The sequence below is a fragment of the Terriglobus aquaticus genome, from assembly GCF_025685415.1.
Classification (GTDB): Bacteria; Acidobacteriota; Terriglobia; order Terriglobales; family Acidobacteriaceae; genus Terriglobus; species Terriglobus aquaticus.
Genome location: NZ_JAGSYB010000001.1, coordinates 2515273 through 2533309, shown reverse-complemented (window position 1 = coordinate 2533309; position 18037 = coordinate 2515273). Strand labels below are relative to the sequence as shown.

The window sequence follows — 18037 nt, the reverse complement described above, 5'->3', positions numbered from 1 at the left end:
TGAACGTGTAGGCTGAAAACGCATGGCCGATCCCGTCAGTCCGGACGCCTCCCCGCAGCACCTGCAGCACATCAAGCGTGAAACGGCTTTGCGCAGCGTGTTGGCGGCCTCCGCGATCACGCTGCTCAAGGTCATCACGGGCGTTGCAACCGGTTCGCTTGGCATGCTTAGCGAGGCGGCGCACTCCGCGATTGACCTCATCGCCAGCCTGATGACGCTGCTGAGCCTGCGCGTCGCCGACCGGCCCGCAGACGAGGATCACACCTACGGCCACGGCCGCGTCGAGAGCCTTTCCGCATTTGTGGAAACGCTCTTCATGCTCGCCTCGTCCGTGTGGATCATCTACGAAGCGGTCGAGCGGCTCCTGCGCTACCGGCACGGCGAAGCCATAGCACTCAGCATTTCGCCCTGGCCGGTGGTGGTTCTTCTACTCTCCATCGCCGTTGACTGGACGCGTTCCCAGGCACTCCGCCGCGCCGCGCAACAGGCACATTCGCAGGCGCTGGAGGCCGAGGCTCTCCACTTCGGCACGGACATCTGGTCGTCCTTTGCGGTTCTGCTCGGCCTGGTCGCCGCGTATCTAGGCCAGCATCTCGGCATTCGGCAGTTGGAACTCGCCGATCCTGTTGCGGCATTTCTGGTTTCCGCGATCATTCTGCACGTCACCTGGGGATTGGCGCGCGAGACCGTCGACGCCTTGCTGGACAAGACGCCGCCCGATACCCGAGACGCCATGGCTGCGAAGATCGCGCAGGTTCCGGGTGTGGTCTCAGTGAATCGGCTGCGGATGCGGCGATCCGGTGGCAGCTACTTCGCCGATGTAACCGTCGGCATGGCGCGAACGATCACGTTCCAACGGTCCGAACAGCTCGTCGCGGAAATTACCCGTGCCGTTCAGGGCGTTCTGCCCGCAACCGACGTCGTAGTTCACACCATCCCGGTGGCAGACAAGCAGGAAAGCGTCTTCGACCGGGTGCGTGCAGTTGCTGCCCGAGCGGATCTTTCGGTGCATGACGTCTCCGTGCAGCAACTCGAGCGTGGTCTGCAGTTGGAGCAGCACCTGGAACTTCCCGCCGAAACCCTCCTCCGCGATGCTCACGAGACTGCATCCAGGTTGGAAGCCGACATCCGGCGCGAAATCCCCGAAATCCGCTCTATCACGACCCACATCGAGGGGGAAGACCAGGCGATCGCGCATCCGGAGCGGGTCGTTCGCGATCCCAAATTGCTCGAAGACTTGCGTGCGACCGCAGCGCAATGGCCCGAGATCGACGATGTTCACGACCTGTTTGGTCTTTGGCACGGGGACAAGCTGGAGCTGAGCTGCCATTGCACTCTTCCGGATGACATGCGGATTGATGCCGTGCATTCGGTGATCTCAGCGTTGGAGACGGCTTTCCTCCGGGAACACCCCTCGGTGACCCGTGTCTTGATTCATCCCGAGCCCGCCACCGACAACCGGCGTTGAAGTTTTCGAAAGGCGTAAGTTGCTGATTCGCCGACGCGATCGCATCTTGCAGCAGCTCACTTATTCACACGTCTTCCACAGAAAAGGCAAGGAGCGGCTTGCACAGGAGCTTGCGTTCGGATAACTTCAACCAAGTCGAGCACAGCGATGTGCGAGACGAAAGAAAACAGCGACAACGGTTGACAGGTGAAAGTGACCTGTGTAGAGTTGGAAGAGTCGAGCGAGGGTCGCAAAAGCGACAGCGAGACGATACGCTGAGCAGTCCAAGCGTTTGTGGTCCGACAAAGAGAACAGCAAGAGCCTTCACCATCGGTTCTGGTTCCGGTCCCACCACCAAACCCAAGCCACTGCAGTTTGAATAGATGAGGAGCCTAGGCTCCGGGCATTGTCTTCGGGCAACGCCGAGTTGATTGAGATTTGAGCGCTGCTTCCACAGTGAAGCAAGCCAAGTGCAACGATCGAAGAGTGCGATTCGCCAGAGTCACACGCCTGCTTTCAGCGCCTGCTACTCGTGTCCGAGGGACTGAGCGACCATGTGGATCGCCGGCGAGTGAGGGTGTCGGGGAGTGAGCGGGTTGACAAAGAGAGCGAAACGCGATACTCTAAGAAAGTTGACGCAAGGCAGTAGCGAGCGAGCGACGCGGTTCTGGTCTAACAAGATAAGAATACAGCGAGCAAGCAATCCGGTCCAGAGCGAGTGCTCATAAAGACCTCACTACACAAGCAGCGCGCACCAAGTTCGAGGACACAACTCGTCGACAAAGACGGGCGTCCTTGATCCAAAAGCAGACGGCTTAGGCTGAATCTGTTCCGGATCTTTGACAACATAGTTGAACGTGCCAGTCGTGAGATACGGCAAGACCTTGTGGTCTGGTCATCTCACTAGTTATACCCGCACAACGTTTCGAGGTTGTGCGGCGCACATCTCTGGGGACCCCGTCCTGTCAGAGTGTGCAACCAGAATTCAAACGAGAGTTTGATCCTGGCTCAGAATCAACGCTGGCGGCGTGCCTAACACATGCAAGTCGCACGAGAAAGGGGCTTCGGCCCTGAGTAAAGTGGCGCACGGGTGAGTAACACGTGACTAACCTACCCTCGAGTGGGGAATAACCTAGGGAAACCTGGGCTAATACCGCATAACACTTACGAGTCAAAGCAGCAATGCGCTTGGGGAGGGGGTCGCGGCAGATTAGCTAGTTGGTGGGGTAATGGCCTACCAAGGCGATGATCTGTATCCGGCCTGAGAGGGCGCACGGACACACTGGAACTGAAACACGGTCCAGACTCCTACGGGAGGCAGCAGTGGGGAATTTTGCGCAATGGGGGAAACCCTGACGCAGCAACGCCGCGTGGAGGATGAAGTCTCTTGGGACGTAAACTCCTTTCGATAGGGACGATTATGACGGTACCTATAGAAGAAGCCCCGGCTAACTTCGTGCCAGCAGCCGCGGTAATACGAGGGGGGCAAGCGTTGTTCGGAATTATTGGGCGTAAAGGGCGCGTAGGCGGTTTGGCAAGTTTCGTGTGAAAACTTCGGGCTCAACTCGAAGCCTGCACGGAAAACTGCCGGGCTTGAGTATGGGAGAGGTGAGTGGAATTTCCGGTGTAGCGGTGAAATGCGTAGATATCGGAAGGAACACCTGTGGCGAAAGCGGCTCACTGGACCATAACTGACGCTGAGGCGCGAAAGCTAGGGGAGCAAACAGGATTAGATACCCTGGTAGTCCTAGCCCTAAACGATGATTGCTTGGTGTGGCAGGTACCCAATCCTGCCGTGCCGAAGCTAACGCGATAAGCAATCCGCCTGGGGAGTACGGTCGCAAGGCTGAAACTCAAAGGAATTGACGGGGGCCCGCACAAGCGGTGGAGCATGTGGTTTAATTCGACGCAACGCGAAGAACCTTACCTGGGCTCGAAATGTACAGGAATCCGGTAGAAATATCGGCGCCCAGCAATGGGCCTGTATATAGGTGCTGCATGGCTGTCGTCAGCTCGTGTCGTGAGATGTTGGGTTAAGTCCCGCAACGAGCGCAACCCTTACCTCCAGTTGCTACCATTTAGTTGAGCACTCTGGCGGAACCGCCTCGGATAACGGGGAGGAAGGTGGGGATGACGTCAAGTCCTCATGGCCTTTATGTCCAGGGCTACACACGTGCTACAATGGCCGGTACAAACCGCTGCGAACCCGTGAGGGGGAGCCAATCGGAAAAAGCCGGCCTCAGTTCGGATTGGAGTCTGCAACTCGACTCCATGAAGCTGGAATCGCTAGTAATCGCAGATCAGCATGCTGCGGTGAATACGTTCCCGGGCCTTGTACACACCGCCCGTCACATCACGAAAGTGGGTTGCACTAGAAGTCGGTGCGCTAACCGCAAGGGAGCAGCCGCCCAAGGTGTAATTCATGATTGGGGTGAAGTCGTAACAAGGTAGCCGTAGGAGAACCTGCGGCTGGATCACCTCCTTTCTAAGAGAGAACGTCACGGCACAGGATCACGCCTCGCGTATCGCGAGCAGCTGCTTGGCTGAGTGTCCCCTGATGTTGCCGTGTACACCCCTCAACTCCTCTTCTGGTGGAGCTTGAGGGAGCTTGAACCAGACCCTCTCTTGGTCTGCCAATTTCTACACGATGGTCAACGGCCGGCGTAGCCGGTCCGCACGTTCAACTGTGTCCTCGAAATACTTTCGAAGAGCCGCCCTGGTTTGCCAGGCGAGCTCAGAACGAGCAGCGAGGATGGGCGGTAGTCGCGATAGCGGCGCCGCCCGGTCTTCGGGCTGGGCCTGTAGCTCAGTTGGCTAGAGCGCACCCCTGATAAGGGTGAGGTCGGTAGTTCGAATCTACCCAGGCCCACCACTTGTCTTGACCACGCGGTCGCATTTGCGATACGCTGATCAGGTTGTTCACGAGGGGCTGTAGCTCAGCTGGGAGAGCACCTGCTTTGCAAGCAGGGGGTCAACGGTTCGATCCCGTTCAGCTCCACCAAACCGAAAGTCGTAAGGAACTCTGAGGTTGAGGCTCTGGCCTGATCCTTGGATTCCCTCGCAAGAGGAGTTTCCAGCGCCCAAGGGCGCACCGCGACAGCGGCATAGCTGATCGCATGGGATGTTTGACAACTGAATAGATTGGGTAATTAAACAACTACAAGGCTGAGCCTTCAGCGCGTGGGTCGTATCCGCGCAATGCTGAAGATTTAGTGTTGAGTGTCTTTAGGATAATTAAGGCGAAGTAACATGGACGCTCGCCGCAGGTAAGTGCTGCGTGCGAGTAAATTCTATGAGCAAGCTACTAAGGGCGCACGGTGGATGCCTTGGCAGAAACAGGCGATGAAGGACGTGGCAAGCTGCGATAAGCTTCGGGGAGCCGCACACAGGCTGTGATCCGGAGATTTCCGAATGGGGAAACCCACCTGGGCAAAACCCAGGTATGTCGAGCTGAATACATAGGCTTGAACAAGCGAACGGGGGGAAGTGAACCATCTCAGTACCCCTAGGAAGAGAAAGAAACCTCGATTCCGATAGTAGTGGCGAGCGAACTCGGAATAGCCCAAACCCGTTCCATTTCGGTGGCACGGGGGTTGTAGGGCCTGCAACAGTAGAGTTACCAATCCAGTCGATAGCGGAATCCGGTTGAAAACGGAACCATAGAGCGTGTCAGTCGCGTATGCGAAATTGATCTGGACTCGAAGCAGGTACCTGAGTAAGGCGGGGCACGAGAAACCCTGCTTGAATCCACGGGGACCATCCCGTAAGGCTAAATACTCGTTTCTGACCGATAGTGAACCAGTACCGTGAGGGAAAGGCGAAAAGCACCCCAGTGAGGGGAGTGAAAAGTACCTGAAACCGTGTGCCTACAAGCAGTGGGAGGACTATGCCCGCAAGGGAATGTCTGACCGCGTGCCTATTGCATAATGAGCCGGCTAGTTATTCTTGTCAGCAAGGTTAAGCGTGAGCGAGCCGCAGCGAAAGCGAGTCTGAATAGGGCGATTGAGTTGGCAGGAATAGACGCGAAGCGAGATGATCTACCCTTGGCCAGGTTGAAGGTGGGGTAACACCCACTGGAGGACCGAACCGGTGTTTGTTGAAAAAAGCTCGGATGAGCTGAGGGTAGGGGTGAAAGGCTAATCAAATTTCGTGATAGCTCGTTCTCTCCGAAATAGCTTTAGGGCTAGCCTCGGGTGATTTGGATCGGTGGTAGAGACATGATTGGACTAGGGGGCTTTCCGGCTTACTGAATCCAGCCAAACTTCGAATGCCGATCACAACCAGCCCGGGAGTCAGACTGTGGGGGCTAAGCTTCACAGTCGAGAGGAAAACAGTCCAGACCGCCTGCTAAGGTCCCCAAATTACAGTTAAGTGGGAAAGGAAGTCGGAACGCTCAGACAGCCAGGAGGTTGGCTTAGAAGCAGCCATCCTTTAAAGAAAGCGTAATAGCTCACTGGTCAAGCGGTCCGGTGCCGACAATACAACGGGGCTCAAACTGTATACCGAAGCAGCGGATGCATGCTTTTAAGCATGCGTGGTAGGAGAGCATTCTCACCGCGATGAAGGCAGACTGAGAAGACTGCTGGAGCATTGAGAAGAGACCCTGCCGGCATAAGTAGCGATAATCAGTGTGAGAACCACTGACGCCGAAAGTCTAAGGTTTCCTGAGGAAGGTTAATCCGCTCAGGGTTAGGCGGTCCCTAAGCCGAGGCCGAGAGGCGTAGGCGATGGACATCCGGTTAATATTCCGGACCTCCCAAGATCTCGTTATTACGATGGGGTGACACAGAAGGATAGACGCGGCCTCCTATGGCTATGAGGTCTAATGCACGTAAGCTGGTTTCGATAGGCAAATCCGTCGAGGCTTAACAGTGAGGTGCAAAAGAGTAAGACGTATGTCTGAAACGCGTTGAGTTCACGCTGTCAAGAAAAACCTCTAAGGAGAGGAATTGGGAACCGTACCACAAACCGACACAGGTGGACGAGGAGAATATCCAAAGGCGCTCGAGTGAAGGCTTGTTAAGGAACTCGGCAAATTAGACCCGTAACTTCGGGAGAAGGGTCACCACGGTAGGGTTCATAGCCCGAGGTGGTCGCAGTGAAACGCGTACGGCGACTGTTTAACAAAAACACAGGTCTCTGCAAAGTCTAAAACGACGTATAGGGGCTGACTCCTGCCCGGTGCTGGAAGGTTAAAAGGAGGGGTTAGCGCAAGCGAAGCTCTGAATTGAAGCCCCAGTGAACGGCGGCCGTAACTATAACGGTCCTAAGGTAGCGAAATTCCTTGTCGGGTAAGTTCCGACCTGCACGAATGGAGTAACGATCGTACGACTGTCTTAACGAGTTGCTCGGCGAACTTGTAGTACCGGTGAAGATGCCGGTTACCCGCAGCTAGACGAAAAGACCCCGTGCACCTTTACTATACTTTTACTGTGGGTTACGGCAATTGCTGCGCAGGATAGGTGGGAGGCTTTGATCCCGGGCTTTCGGGTTCGGAGGAGCCAACGGTGAGATACCACCCTGCGATTGTTGTGACTCTAACCTCCTCCCCTGATCGGGGAGAGGGACATAGTAAGACGGGTAGTTTGACTGGGGCGGTCGCCTCCTAAATTGTAACGGAGGCGCGCGAAGCTACACTCAGGCTGTTTGGAAATCAGCCGTCGAGTGCAAAGGCATAAGTGTGGTTAACTGCGAGACCTACAAGTCGAGCAGATGCGAAAGCAGGCCTTAGTGATCCGGTGGTTCTGTATGGAAGGGCCATCGCTCAACGGATAAAAGGTACGCCGGGGATAACAGGCTGATCATTGCCAAGAGTTCATATCGACGCAATGGTTTGGCACCTCGATGTCGGCTCATCGCATCCTGGAGCTGTAGAAGGTTCCAAGGGTTAGGCTGTTCGCCTATTAAAGCGGTACGTGAGCTGGGTTCAGAACGTCGCGAGACAGTTCGGTCTCTATCTGCTGTGGGCGTAGGAGATTTGAAGGGGGCTGTCCTTAGTACGAGAGGACCGGGATGGACGAACCTCTTGTGTTCCAGTTGTCTTGCCAAAGGCACGGCTGGGTAGCGAAGTTCGGTTATGATAACCGCTGAATGCATATAAGCGGGAAGCATGCCCTAAGATGAGATCTCCCAACCCGTAAGGGAAAAGAAGGGCCCTGGAAGACCACCAGGTTGATAGGCTGGATGTGTAAAGTCAGCAATGACAAAGCTTACCAGTACTAATCGCCCGTTCGGCTTGGTCATAGAATTTACTCTGCGCAGTAACCCTGCGATCCAGAGCATTCAACACAAGCCATGTAGTTGTACTCGCTGGGTAAGCGAGGATAAAGACGAAACGTCTACTCAATCTATTCAGTCGTGAAACACCGCATGCGGTGATTCGACAATTTGCCGGTGAGAATACCGCGAGGGTCACACCCGTTCCCATCCCGAACACGGAAGTTAAGCCTCGCTGGGCCGATGGTACTGCACGGGCAGCTGTGTGGGAGATTAGGTGGTCGCCGGCATAAACATAAGGCCTGCTCTTCGGAGCAGGCCTTTTTGCGTTTAGGAGGGACTGGTTCGATGCGCTGCGCGGGGCCGGGTAGGCTCAGTGGTTTAGGTCCGCCTGGGGCCCGGACAGCGGGCCTCTCTTTCAGTGACCTGCAGTGGACGTTGGCCACTGCAGAATCGATCCCCCTGGGGATGTTCCGGGGCTTCAAAAGGCTTGGACGGTTATATCTCCGAGTGCGGCATGCGGTCTGAGTCTCGCCTGCGCCCAGCGTTGTTCGTGGCGTCGTCGTTGGGGTCGCCCCACTCGGCAATGATGGAGATCTCGGAGCTATGACTCCGGGTCGGAAGCGCTGCTCTCTCGGGGCGTCCTCCGGATGCCGTGACCTGAACAGCAGAACGGAGTCATAGTTCTGTGCTCGCGATACCTACTTTGCAGCCGCCGTATGCTGGGGCAATAGCATGAAGATGCACGCCTATTTCTGGAAAGCGCTAGACGCGGCGGCCTATGGCTGTGCCTGCAGCGTCCGATACCTGGACCTCACTCGATCAAGCGCATGCTCCGCATCCGCGGGCGACGGGCGGTAGCGCCCCACAGTCCCTGTGTGCGTCTCACCTGGAGAGCGGGAGAGCGTCTACACTGAGGGTGAAGGAGACGAGCCATGAAGAAGACTTGGCTGAGTGCGGCCGCCGCGGTCGTTCTGCTCGTCCAAAGCAGCCCCGCCGAGCGGCAATCGCCCTTTACGAACCAGAGTCGGCCTATGTTGGCGCAGGTGACGATGCTGGCGGTAAGCAGCTCGTCTCGGCAGAGCTTTGCGGGAAATCAAGAAGTGTATCTGGCGGATCTGCAGACCAAGAACGGGGAGCATCAGTTCGTTCGTCTGGTTGACCAATATCCCGGGTACGGTCTGCCCATCCGCGACTCGCTCCTGAGGAGCCGGACCCTGTTCACTATGCGGGTCACCCGCGAGCCCGAGTGCGACGTTCCGGGATCGCAGATTTTCCTGGCGCCTTCGGATGCCGTGGTCTTCAATGCATCTGCGAGAGACTCGCTCCAGGCGCAGGGCACAGAGCTGGTGCCGTGCTACAAAACCCTGCACAGCACAATCCGGATTGCCAAGGTCAAATAGCCAAGCCCGGCTAACGCCAGATCAGCGCAGCGCTGCGGTCGGCGTTGTCGTTCCAAGCCGCGCGTCATAACTTCGCGGGAACTGCAGGACCGCCGCCCACTGCCCGTGCCGCTCGGCTTGCCAGACCACCGTGCCGCCCAGAGAGCGAGCCACCTCGGCTGGTAGTAGGTCACGGTGCGCGTCGAAGTAGCGGGCGTCCGCTTGGGTCGTATGGCTCGCCCAGTTTAGGCCACCCGGCGGCGGGTTGTACTTCGTCGAAAAGACGATCGCTGTGTCGAAGTTTCCAGGCTCTTGCGCAGCCTTGGCGACCTCTTCGGGCGTGAAGTTCTGAATCTCCGCCGTGCGAACCGGGTGTGTCACATAGCCCAGCTCCGGCCGCTGCAGGTCTGCCGTCACGGGCCAGGCGCTCAGCACAGTCGCACCGGGGCGGTGCTCGACCACCTGCTGGATAGCCTGCTGCTGCAGCCGAATCATGTCCTCGTAGGCCAAGTTGTCTTCGGGCGCAAAGGGATAAGGCGGGTTCACGACACAACCTGCGGCGAAGGCGACCAACGTCACGGCTGCAAGCACCCACCACTTTGCAACCCGGCGCTGCCACTCGCACACAAACAGCAGAAGCAGCAGAGGGTACACGGGCAGCAGATACCGCGTCAGCAGGGCCCCGCCCAAAACGCTGAAGGCGACCCAATTCGCACAGATGATGACCACAAGGCTGACGGCGAACGACCTGGAAAGCCTGCGCCGGCCTGCCAGCACGGGCAGGCCAAGTGTGGCAAGTGTCAGCAGCGCCGGCACAAACAGGTTCATGTGTACGGTCAGGTGCACCAGCCGGTGCCACAGAGACAGCAGCACGCGCGTCACAGACAGATTTGCCGTGGCGTTGTAGCGCAGGTACTCCGGATTGCCGAAGGTAAAGCCGGTCTTCGCGCGGTGGTATGCGTACCAGGCGGCCAGCGGCAAAACGGGGAACGCCAAGCCAGCGACGAGCCACGCCTGCCGACGCCCTGCAGCCCCACCACCGCGCTCCCGGCGCATCTGCCACCAGCGGACTGCCTCCAGGGCGAACAGTGCTGCCGGGGTCACGATCGCGGTTTCCTTGCTGAGCACGGCCAGGCTGAAGCACACCGCCACCCACGCACCGCAGCGCGCTGCGCCGGAGGCCCCTTGCCCGTCCCGGAAACTCTCTGCGTAGAACACCAGCGCCCACAGAGTGGCGGCCGCCGCAAACATGTCCGCGTGCGCCAGCGTGCTCTGCGCAAACCAAACGGAGTACAAGGCCGTCAGCACGGTCACAGCCGCGGCCACGGCCTGGCCGGCCGTTTGCCGCGCCAGCCGGTACACAGCTAGCAGCGCAACGCTGGTCACCAGGCACATCAGTAGCCTGGTGCTGTAGATGTGGAAGCCGGTCACGTGCCACCAGGCGGCCAGCAGTACGGACGGCAGCGGCGGGTGTGCGTTGCGCACTGTCGATACCGGAATGAGCGTGCCGAGCCGCCAAAAGTCCCAAGCCGCCGGAATGTAGTAACCGCCCTCGTCCCAGTAGTAGGGCAGCCGCATCAGCGGCAGATGCAGCAGGTAAACACCCGCAAAGATCAGCGGCAGCCACGGCAGGGAATAGCCCTTCGACGCGGCAGTCGGGGCGTCGGGCGGATCGTGTTCAGCGGCAGAAACAGGAAAGGTGCTGTTATCCAAGGTGCCGGACCATGCGTTCTACGCGAAAAGGACCTGTTCCTGCTGACGCTCGTTGCGCCACGCGACGGAACAGGTCCTCCAGTTCGAACTGTGCGACCCGGCCGGGCTTCTCCGCGAAGGAATTGCTCAACCGGGTGCGCCGTGGAAACTGCTTAGTTGATCGATCCGCCGTTCTGGGCCGCACCGTTGCCGCCATAGTTCGGCTCCAGCTTCAGCTCGCCAAAGGTGGCCTCGTACTGCGCCAGGTTCTGGCCCAGGATGTTGAACAGGGCCTTGGCCTGCTGCGGGCTCAGGTAGATGCCCTGCTTCGAGGTGAAGCTGACTTCTTCCGGCGACGCCGACGACATGGTGCCGAACACCAGGTGGAAGTCCCAGACGCTCATCTTGATCTGCACGCTGTTGGCATACAGGTCGTTGTAATCTTCGCTCTCGCTCACGCGAATGGTGGGTTCGTTCTGATCGGCCATTGCTCGTATCCTTCTCAAACGTAAAATCTGCGCCGGCGGCGCGTGGGTGGTCAGGAGCGATGTACCACGCTGCCGCGTCTCCGCTGCAGTCGGGGCTGGGCGCTGCCAGTTCCGGGGTGTTTTATGGTGCGGGAGAGGGGACTTGAACCCCTACGGATCGCTCCGCTAGATCCTAAGTCTAGTGCGTCTGCCAATTTCGCCACTCCCGCACGCAGGTTCTAGTCTAACCTCTGCCTTGCGGTTCCTCTGTGGCCACCCGAGCGGCTTCTGTCGAAACAAAGCGGCTGTGCTCTCGGTCTTTCCGGACCGTGCCAATGGGGAACACCTCGCCGTGGAAGCTCAGGAACACACCCGGCTGCACCAGTTGGGTTGCCAGCAAAGCTTCGGTCAGGTTCTGCATTGCGTCGGAGCCCTCAATGCCCAGCGGAGTCATCGCCCCGGTAAAGATCACGGGCGTTCGCAACGTGGGCAGGCGCGCGGCAACCACCTTTCCGGTCTCAACCATGGTGTCGGTGCCATGGGTCACCAGCACGGGCAGCCCCTTCGCCACCGCGGTGGCTACATGGTCCGCGATGCACTCGCGATCCGCTTCGGTCATGTCGAGCGAATCCTTGTTCATCAACTGCTCCACCGTCACCTCAAGGCCAGGCAGCCGCAGCAGCTTCAGGCAGCGCGCAATCTGGGGCTCGGTGTTGCGCATTTCGCCGTTCTGCTCCACGTAGCGCTTTTCCATGGTGCCGCCGGTGGTCAAAATATGCACGCGTCGCATCGCTTCTTATCGTACCGTCCGCCCCGCAGGCTGCCCTGCCGCAGCAGTTCCGTGTGGTCTCAGCTTCGGCTCAGACCGCCGACACTGCGGGATGCCGGTTGCCAGCCAGCGTTCGGCCATACTCCGTAATGGGCCGCTCAAAGAAGTAAAACGACACCCAACTGACCGCCACCGCCGCCGGAAACGCCAGCAGAAAGCAGCGTGGCGAGCTGAGTCCTGTCGCATTGCCGATCGCGAAGTGGATGAACTGGTGGTACAGGTACAGCCCGTAGCTGATCGTTCCAATAAACGCCAGCGGCCGCCACGTCAGCGCTCGCGACAGCGGCGAATCACCCCGCACCAGGACGTACGCCAGCGTGAACACGAACCAGGCAGCCAGCAGCGAATACCCGACGCCATTGAACAGGTGAGTATTGGCTTCCCGGTCGAACCGCCCCGGCATGGCCCACGACAACGCCGCAAACACAGCGGCGCAGCCGACCGCGCACAGCCCTGCAAACCTGCCCAGAAACTTTGCCGCAGCCGCGTGCTCCATCGCCACAGCCAGCAGGGCGCCACACGCCAGACCGTCCAGCCGGAAGGGCGTGAGGAAGTAGATGAACGTGTAGCGGTGCGACGGGCTGGTGGCGATCACGCGCAGCACCGGCTCCAGCACCAGGATGGCCAGCAACAGCATCATCAAGGCGCGCCGGGCCATGTGGCGAACCGCAAACGGAAAGACGAAGTAGAAGTGCTCTTCCACCGCCAGCGACCAGAAGTTCAGCAGATGCCCGACCGCCAGCCGGCTCGAGGCACTGGCCAGGTTTCCAAGGAAGACGACGTAGAGCAGCACATGCTTCAGCGGCGGACGGTATGCCACTACCGCTACCAGGATGGCCACCATTGCGGCCGGCAGGATCCGCGTGACGCGCTTCAGGTAAAACCTGGACCAGAAGCGCTCGTTCCTGCGGTCCTTGCGTAGTCCCGTCGTGATCAGATAGCCACTCAACACAAAGAAAAGGTCAACTCCGACCCATCCGCCGCGGACGATCTCGAAGTGGTGCAGCATGACTGCAAGAATCGCCAGGGCACGGAGCCCATCCAGCCGCGAAAGGTGCATCTCCCGATTCTAAAAGCGCCTTGCGGGCCATCTCGCGTCGCGGCGCTTTCGGCCGGGTTCCACTTTGGCCGGCTGCGAGACAATCACCGCATGAAGATTCTCCGCAACGGGTCGCAACCCTCCTCCACGGGCAACGCTGACTGGTTCACCGGTACCGTCCGCCTGGATCAGCCCTTCGCGGCCGAAGAGCCCGCACGCCTCGCCGGAGCCCTGGTTACGTTTGAACCCGGAGCCCGAACGGCCTGGCACACGCATCCGCTCGGCCAGACGCTGGTCGTTACCGCCGGCCTGGGCTGGGCGCAGCGCGAGGGCGGTCCTGTCGAAGAGATTCGCCCTGGCGACGTGGTCTGGTTCGCGCCCGGGGAAAAGCACTGGCACGGTGCCACGGCCACCACCGCCATGACGCATCTCGCCCTGCAGGAGCGGGAGAACGGCAAGGCCGTCGACTGGCTGGAGAAGGTGTCAGACGACCAGTACCGTCGCGAGTAGGGCTTCTTTACAGGCCGCCTGCAAGATCGTCGTCAGCGGCTGTTCGGTTCGACAAACATCTCTTCCGGTGTATTCCTGGTTAGCTGAGCGACCATCGCGTCCGCCTCGAACGGCCTCAGCAGATCGATCGGCGGCTGATCCGTCGCCTCACGCGAGAGCCAGCGGTCGTAGTTGTTTGCGTGCAGGATTACCGGCATCCGGGTGTGGATCCGTTCCATCAACTCGTTCGGATCCGTGGTGAGGATCGTATAACTCTGGAGCCATTGACCGGTCTCGGGGTTCTTCCACGCGCCCCAGAGTCCGGCAAAGGCGAACGGCTCGCCATTGGTCATCGCGATCTCGTACTTGGGATTGTTCTTCGCCCGAATCTTGTGCCACTCATAGAACGAATCCGCCGGGACCAGACAGCGGTGCCGGGCAAAGGCGTTGCGCCACATGCCGGCTTTCTCAATGCCCTCGGATCGTGCGTTGAACGTGGTCGGCGGAAACTTCTCTCCTGGCTTGTGCCAAGACGGAACGAACCCCCAGCGCGCCGGCACAAGCTCCCGGTCTCCGCTGTCCCGGTTCAATCGGATGATCGGCTGAGTCGTGGTGGGCCGGATGTCATCGTCCGGTGCGAAGTTCAGATCGGAAAGGTCGCCGACAGCAGCATGGAACACCTCCGCAATCTTCTGCTTGTCCGAACGGCGTTTGTATCGGCCACACATGCCGGAAGTGTAGTGCACACAGAAAGCCACGCGCGGTCGTGCCACATCGCGTCTTGACGCCATGGCTGGCGCCTCCTATGCTCACACCTATGCAGTTAGTTTCTACCGCGTGTTGTTGCTGTTCCTCGCAGGTCTGTCCTGCTGAGTTGAGCGGCTCTGTCGCGGGTACCTCTCTGTAACTCCACCCGACCTCCATCAACTTATCGGAACAGCCCTTTCGGGCCTGTTGCGACGTTCGCTGTTGTGCATCGCCCGTCTTCGCCCCGCTCCATCTCCCCTTCGAGGACACATGCTCAACCGATCGATCGCACCTGTTGCACTTGCTGCTGTTCTCTCCACCGGTCTTGCCATGGCCCAGACCTACAACGGCGGCGTTCGCGGCGTCATCTCCGACAGCAGCGGCGCGCTGGTTCCCAACGCTGTCGTGACCCTTACCGACACCGGCACGCACCAGATCCGCCAAACTCACACCGACGCCGCTGGCGCCTACGCCTTCAACGCGCTTCGGCCCGCCACCTACTCCCTGCACGTGGAGGCACCTAGCTTTGGCGCGGCAGACCGCACCGGCATTGCACTCGCCACCCAGGACTTCCTCACGCTCGACGTGCAGCTTGCCGCGGGCGCTCAGGGTGAGACCGTGCAGGTCTCGGCCGACGCTCCGCTGGTCGACAGCTCCACGGCGTCGATCAGCACGGAGTTCGATCAGCGTCGCCTCGAAGACACACCGGTGCTGGGCCGCAACCCGTACATCACGGCAAAGCTGTCCGGCGTCTTCGTCAACACCGGCAACCCGCAGTTCATCCGCTTTGCCGACCAGAACGGAACGTCGCAGACCTCCATCGCGGGCGGCCCCGTCGCAACCAACCTGTACCTCGTCGACGGCGTGCCGATCACCGACACCAACAATCGCCCCGTGGTCATTCCCAGCATCGAGGCGGTGCAGGACGTGAAGCTGCAGGCGCTCACGTATGACGCGCAGGTGGGCCGCACCGGCGGTGGCGTTTTCAACACGCTGCTGCGTTCCGGCACCAATCGCGTCCACGGCAGCATCTTCGGCGAAACGCGCCAGACTTCGTGGCTTGCCAACGACTTCTTCGCCAACCGCAGCGGCACACCGCGCCCCGACAGCCCGTACTACAACTGGGGCGCATCGCTCGGCGGCCCCGTCTACCTGCCGCACCTGTACGACGGCCGCAACCGCACCTTCTTCTGGATCGCCGCCGAGGGTTACATCCAGACCTCGCCGTACACCGCGACGTTCGTCGTGCCAACCGCCGCGCAGAAGACTGGCGACTTCTCGCAGACCTTCAACGCTGACGGCAGCCTGCACGTGATCTACAACCCGTTTGACACCTTCACGGACGCGACGGGAACCCACCGCCGGCCCTATGCGCGAAACATCATCACCAACAGCAATGCCGTGGGTCGCGCCATCGCGTCGTACTATCCCAACGCCGGCCCGGACGGCACCTTTACGGGCACCGACAACGTGCGGGATCACGCGCAGCAGGTCACCGCAAAGCTCGACGAGCAGGTGCGCCCGTGGTGGACGCTGAGCGGCTCCTACATCTTCTACGAGGCGCTGCAGCCGCTCGGCAACCCGCTGCACACCTTGCCCGGCAGCTACTCCTACACCTACCATCGCCAGGTTGACGCCGTTCAGGTGAACAGCACCTTCCTCGTCAATCCAACCACGGTCATCACCGCGCGCTACGGCACCAACCGTTTCCCCAATCTGATTGCGGAGGTCAGCCAGGGCTTTGATCCCGCGAACCTCGGCTTTCCCACATCTCTGACCAACCAGCTACAAGCCAAGTTCTTCCCGACCATCTTTCTCGCGAACCACGACCAACTGGGCCAGAACACAAGCCAGTTGGACAACTGGAAGTCGCAGCAGATCAGCGCGACACTGGCAAAGACAGCGGGCCGCCACAACGTGACTACCGGCTATGAGTACCGCCGCCTGCGCATGGATTACCAGGACTTCGGCAACGCACCAGGCACCTATACGTTTTCGGGCGCGTTCACCCAAGCCGACCCCAACAACTCCGACGGCCGCTCCGGTTCCGACGTGGCAGACCTGTTGCTGGGCACGCCCATCGCCGGCCAGATCGACCTGACCACGCCACTGCGCACCTACGTGGACTACAACGCCGCGTTTGTGCAGGACGACTGGCGCGTGCACCCGCGCCTTACTGTCAACGTCGGCCTGCGCTGGGAAGCGGAAACCGGCTTGAAGGAAGACCACAACCAGATCGCCGTCGGCTTCGACCGCGTCACTCGCACCCCGCTCAGCAACGGCGCCCAGGTCACGGGCGGCATCCTCTTCGCAGGCGTCAACGGCAATTTCCGCGACACCGGCGACCTGTCGCGTGCCAAGTTCGCTCCACGCCTGGGAGCATCGTTTCAACTCACGCCGCGCACCGTTTTGCGTGGCGGCTATGGCATTCTTTACGCTCCGCTGCGCTACGACCCTGTTGCCTCGCTGGCGCCCGGCTACACACAGGCCAACTCATACGTGGCCAGCATCAACAACAATCTGACTCCGGCCAACACGCTCAGCAACCCCTACCCGCAAGGGCTGGCGCAGCCCGCGGGCAACAGCGCCGGTCTGCTCACCGGCCTGGGTAACTCCGTGACGACGTACGACCAGACCTTTCATGCGCCGCGCGTGCAGCAGTTCTCTGCTGGCGTGGAACGCCAGTTGGCGGGCGGCATTGCCCTGGAAGCCGAGTACATCGGAACCCGCGGCGCAAACCTGTCTCCCTCGCCCACCGGCAGCAACGCCGTCAACTTCAACCAGTTGAACCCGACGTACTTCTCGCTCGGCGCGTCGCTCAACGACTCCATTCCAAACCCGTATTACGTGCCCAATGGGCCAGGCCTCATCGGCCAGCCGACCATCGCGCGATCGCAGGCGCTGCGGCCATTTCCGCAGTTCACCTCGGTCAACCTCTTCGTCAGCTCGGCGCACTCCGACTACAACGCGCTTCTGATCAAGGCGGAAAAGCGCGCCGCCCACGGCCTGAACTTGGTCGCATCGTTCACCTGGTCCCGCAACCGCGACTCATCGTTCGCCACGGCCAACAGCATCCAGAGCCCTGGCGTAAGCGCGCCCCAGAACGCGTATGACCTGAACGCGGAATACTCCTACGCGGTCAACAACGTGCCGTATCAGTTCACGGCCGGCGTCATCTACGATCTGCCCTTCGGAACTGGCGAGCGGTTCCGCACGGGTTCGCGCGTGGTGGATGAGGTAATCGGCCACTGGCAACTGAACGTGCTGCCCACCTTCCAGAGCGGCTTTCCGATCAGCGTGCACCAGACCAGCAACCCGAACAGCTCCATTGCGGGCACCAGCGTGCAGCGGCCCAATCTGGTTCCCGGTGCGTCGCTCGGAACGCGCGGCAGCCTGTACAGCCGGCTCAATGGGTACATCAACCCGGCGGCCTTCACCGCCTCGGGAGCGTTCACCTTCGGCAACGCTCCGCGCACGCTCTCGCTACGTGGCCCCGGCTACGAGAACTGGGACATGTCGCTGTTCAAGAACGTTCCCATCCGCGACCGAGCCAACGTGCAGTTCCGGGCACAGCTCTTCAACGCCTTCAACACACCGTGGTTTGCCGGCCCCAATACCGCGTTGGGCAGCAGCAATTTCGGCAAGATCACGGCCCAGGCCAACTTCCCGCGCTACCTCCAGCTCGGCCTGCACATCCGGTACTGAAGCCGCGGCCCGTTACGCAACACG

The 18037-nt window shown here is 60.1% G+C and carries 9 protein-coding genes, 3 tRNA genes and 3 rRNA genes; 9 read left to right on the top strand and 6 right to left on the bottom strand.

What is annotated here, in order from left to right:
• Positions 1 to 22: 22 nt before the first annotated feature.
• The 7 genes from OHL12_RS10565 to OHL12_RS10535 all read left to right on the top strand — a co-directional run bounded on the left by OHL12_RS10565 (position 23) and on the right by OHL12_RS10535 (position 9066).
• Positions 23 to 1468, top strand: a complete 1446-nt coding sequence (locus tag OHL12_RS10565; protein ID WP_263413776.1) for a cation-efflux pump — start codon at positions 23 to 25, stop codon at positions 1466 to 1468.
• A 964-nt stretch (positions 1469 to 2432) separates the two neighbouring features.
• Positions 2433 to 3932, top strand: a 16S ribosomal RNA gene (locus OHL12_RS10560).
• A gap of 310 nt (positions 3933 to 4242) precedes the next feature.
• Positions 4243 to 4319: transfer RNA gene (locus tag OHL12_RS10555), tRNA-Ile, on the top strand.
• Between the two features lie 53 nt (positions 4320 to 4372).
• Positions 4373 to 4448 (top strand) — tRNA-Ala (locus OHL12_RS10550).
• Between the two features lie 293 nt (positions 4449 to 4741).
• A 23S ribosomal RNA gene (locus tag OHL12_RS10545) occupies positions 4742 to 7690 on the top strand.
• Positions 7691 to 7836: 146 nt separating this feature from the next.
• Positions 7837 to 7953 (top strand): 5S ribosomal RNA (gene rrf, locus OHL12_RS10540).
• Together the 16S, 23S and 5S rRNA genes with 2 tRNA genes alongside form the textbook arrangement of a ribosomal RNA operon.
• A 645-nt stretch (positions 7954 to 8598) precedes the next feature.
• A complete protein-coding gene (locus OHL12_RS10535) occupies positions 8599 to 9066 on the top strand; it encodes a hypothetical protein (RefSeq protein WP_263413775.1) in 468 nt (155 codons plus the stop codon).
• Between the two features lie 21 nt (positions 9067 to 9087).
• Here OHL12_RS10535 and OHL12_RS10530 read toward each other — a convergent pair whose 3' ends face one another.
• The 5 genes from OHL12_RS10530 to OHL12_RS10510 form a co-directional block, all read right to left on the bottom strand.
• Positions 9088 to 10758, bottom strand: coding sequence for an ArnT family glycosyltransferase (locus tag OHL12_RS10530; RefSeq protein WP_263413774.1), 1671 nt, complete (start codon positions 10756 to 10758; stop codon positions 9088 to 9090).
• Positions 10759 to 10910: 152 nt separating this feature from the next.
• Positions 10911 to 11225, bottom strand: a complete 315-nt coding sequence (locus OHL12_RS10525) for a DUF3467 domain-containing protein (RefSeq protein WP_263413773.1) — start codon at positions 11223 to 11225, stop codon at positions 10911 to 10913.
• Positions 11226 to 11349: 124 nt separating this feature from the next.
• Positions 11350 to 11434 (bottom strand) — tRNA-Leu (locus OHL12_RS10520).
• A 14-nt stretch (positions 11435 to 11448) separates the two neighbouring features.
• Entirely contained in the window at positions 11449 to 11994 is a 546-nt protein-coding gene (locus tag OHL12_RS10515) for an asparaginase (RefSeq protein ID WP_263413772.1), read from the bottom strand.
• 70 nt (positions 11995 to 12064) lie between these two features.
• Positions 12065 to 13093 (bottom strand): acyltransferase family protein, encoded by a 1029-nt coding sequence (locus tag OHL12_RS10510; protein WP_263413771.1) that lies wholly within the window; start codon positions 13091 to 13093, stop codon positions 12065 to 12067.
• A 90-nt stretch (positions 13094 to 13183) separates the two neighbouring features.
• Here OHL12_RS10510 and OHL12_RS10505 point away from each other — a divergent pair, with 90 nt between their 5' ends.
• A complete protein-coding gene (locus tag OHL12_RS10505; protein WP_263413770.1) occupies positions 13184 to 13582 on the top strand; it encodes a (R)-mandelonitrile lyase in 399 nt (132 codons plus the stop codon).
• Between the two features lie 32 nt (positions 13583 to 13614).
• On the opposite strand, the gene OHL12_RS10500 is transcribed toward OHL12_RS10505, so the two are convergent.
• On the bottom strand, positions 13615 to 14289 hold the full coding sequence (locus OHL12_RS10500; protein WP_263413769.1) for an SOS response-associated peptidase: 675 nt from the start codon (positions 14287 to 14289) through the stop codon (positions 13615 to 13617).
• A gap of 289 nt (positions 14290 to 14578) precedes the next feature.
• Here OHL12_RS10500 and OHL12_RS10495 point away from each other — a divergent pair, with 289 nt between their 5' ends.
• Positions 14579 to 18013: a TonB-dependent receptor gene (locus OHL12_RS10495; protein ID WP_263413768.1), complete on the top strand. Its 3435-nt coding sequence runs from the start codon at positions 14579 to 14581 to the stop codon at positions 18011 to 18013.
• Positions 18014 to 18037: the final 24 nt, after the last annotated feature.

Bases quoted from the DNA above. Each gene is read 5' to 3' on its own strand.
- OHL12_RS10565 (WP_263413776.1), top strand. From the start codon at position 23: ATGGCCGATCCCGTCAGTCCGGACGCCTCCCCGCAGCACCTGCAGCAC.
- OHL12_RS10535 (WP_263413775.1), top strand. From the start codon at position 8,599: ATGAAGAAGACTTGGCTGAGTGCGGCCGCCGCGGTCGTTCTGCTCGTC.
- OHL12_RS10525 (WP_263413773.1), bottom strand. From the start codon at position 11,225: ATGGCCGATCAGAACGAACCCACCATTCGCGTGAGCGAGAGCGAAGAT.
- OHL12_RS10515 (WP_263413772.1), bottom strand. From the start codon at position 11,994: ATGCGACGCGTGCATATTTTGACCACCGGCGGCACCATGGAAAAGCGC.
- OHL12_RS10510 (WP_263413771.1), bottom strand. From the start codon at position 13,093: ATGCACCTTTCGCGGCTGGATGGGCTCCGTGCCCTGGCGATTCTTGCA.
- OHL12_RS10505 (WP_263413770.1), top strand. From the start codon at position 13,184: ATGAAGATTCTCCGCAACGGGTCGCAACCCTCCTCCACGGGCAACGCT.
- OHL12_RS10500 (WP_263413769.1), bottom strand. From the start codon at position 14,289: ATGTGTGGCCGATACAAACGCCGTTCGGACAAGCAGAAGATTGCGGAG.
- OHL12_RS10495 (WP_263413768.1), top strand. From the start codon at position 14,579: ATGCTCAACCGATCGATCGCACCTGTTGCACTTGCTGCTGTTCTCTCC.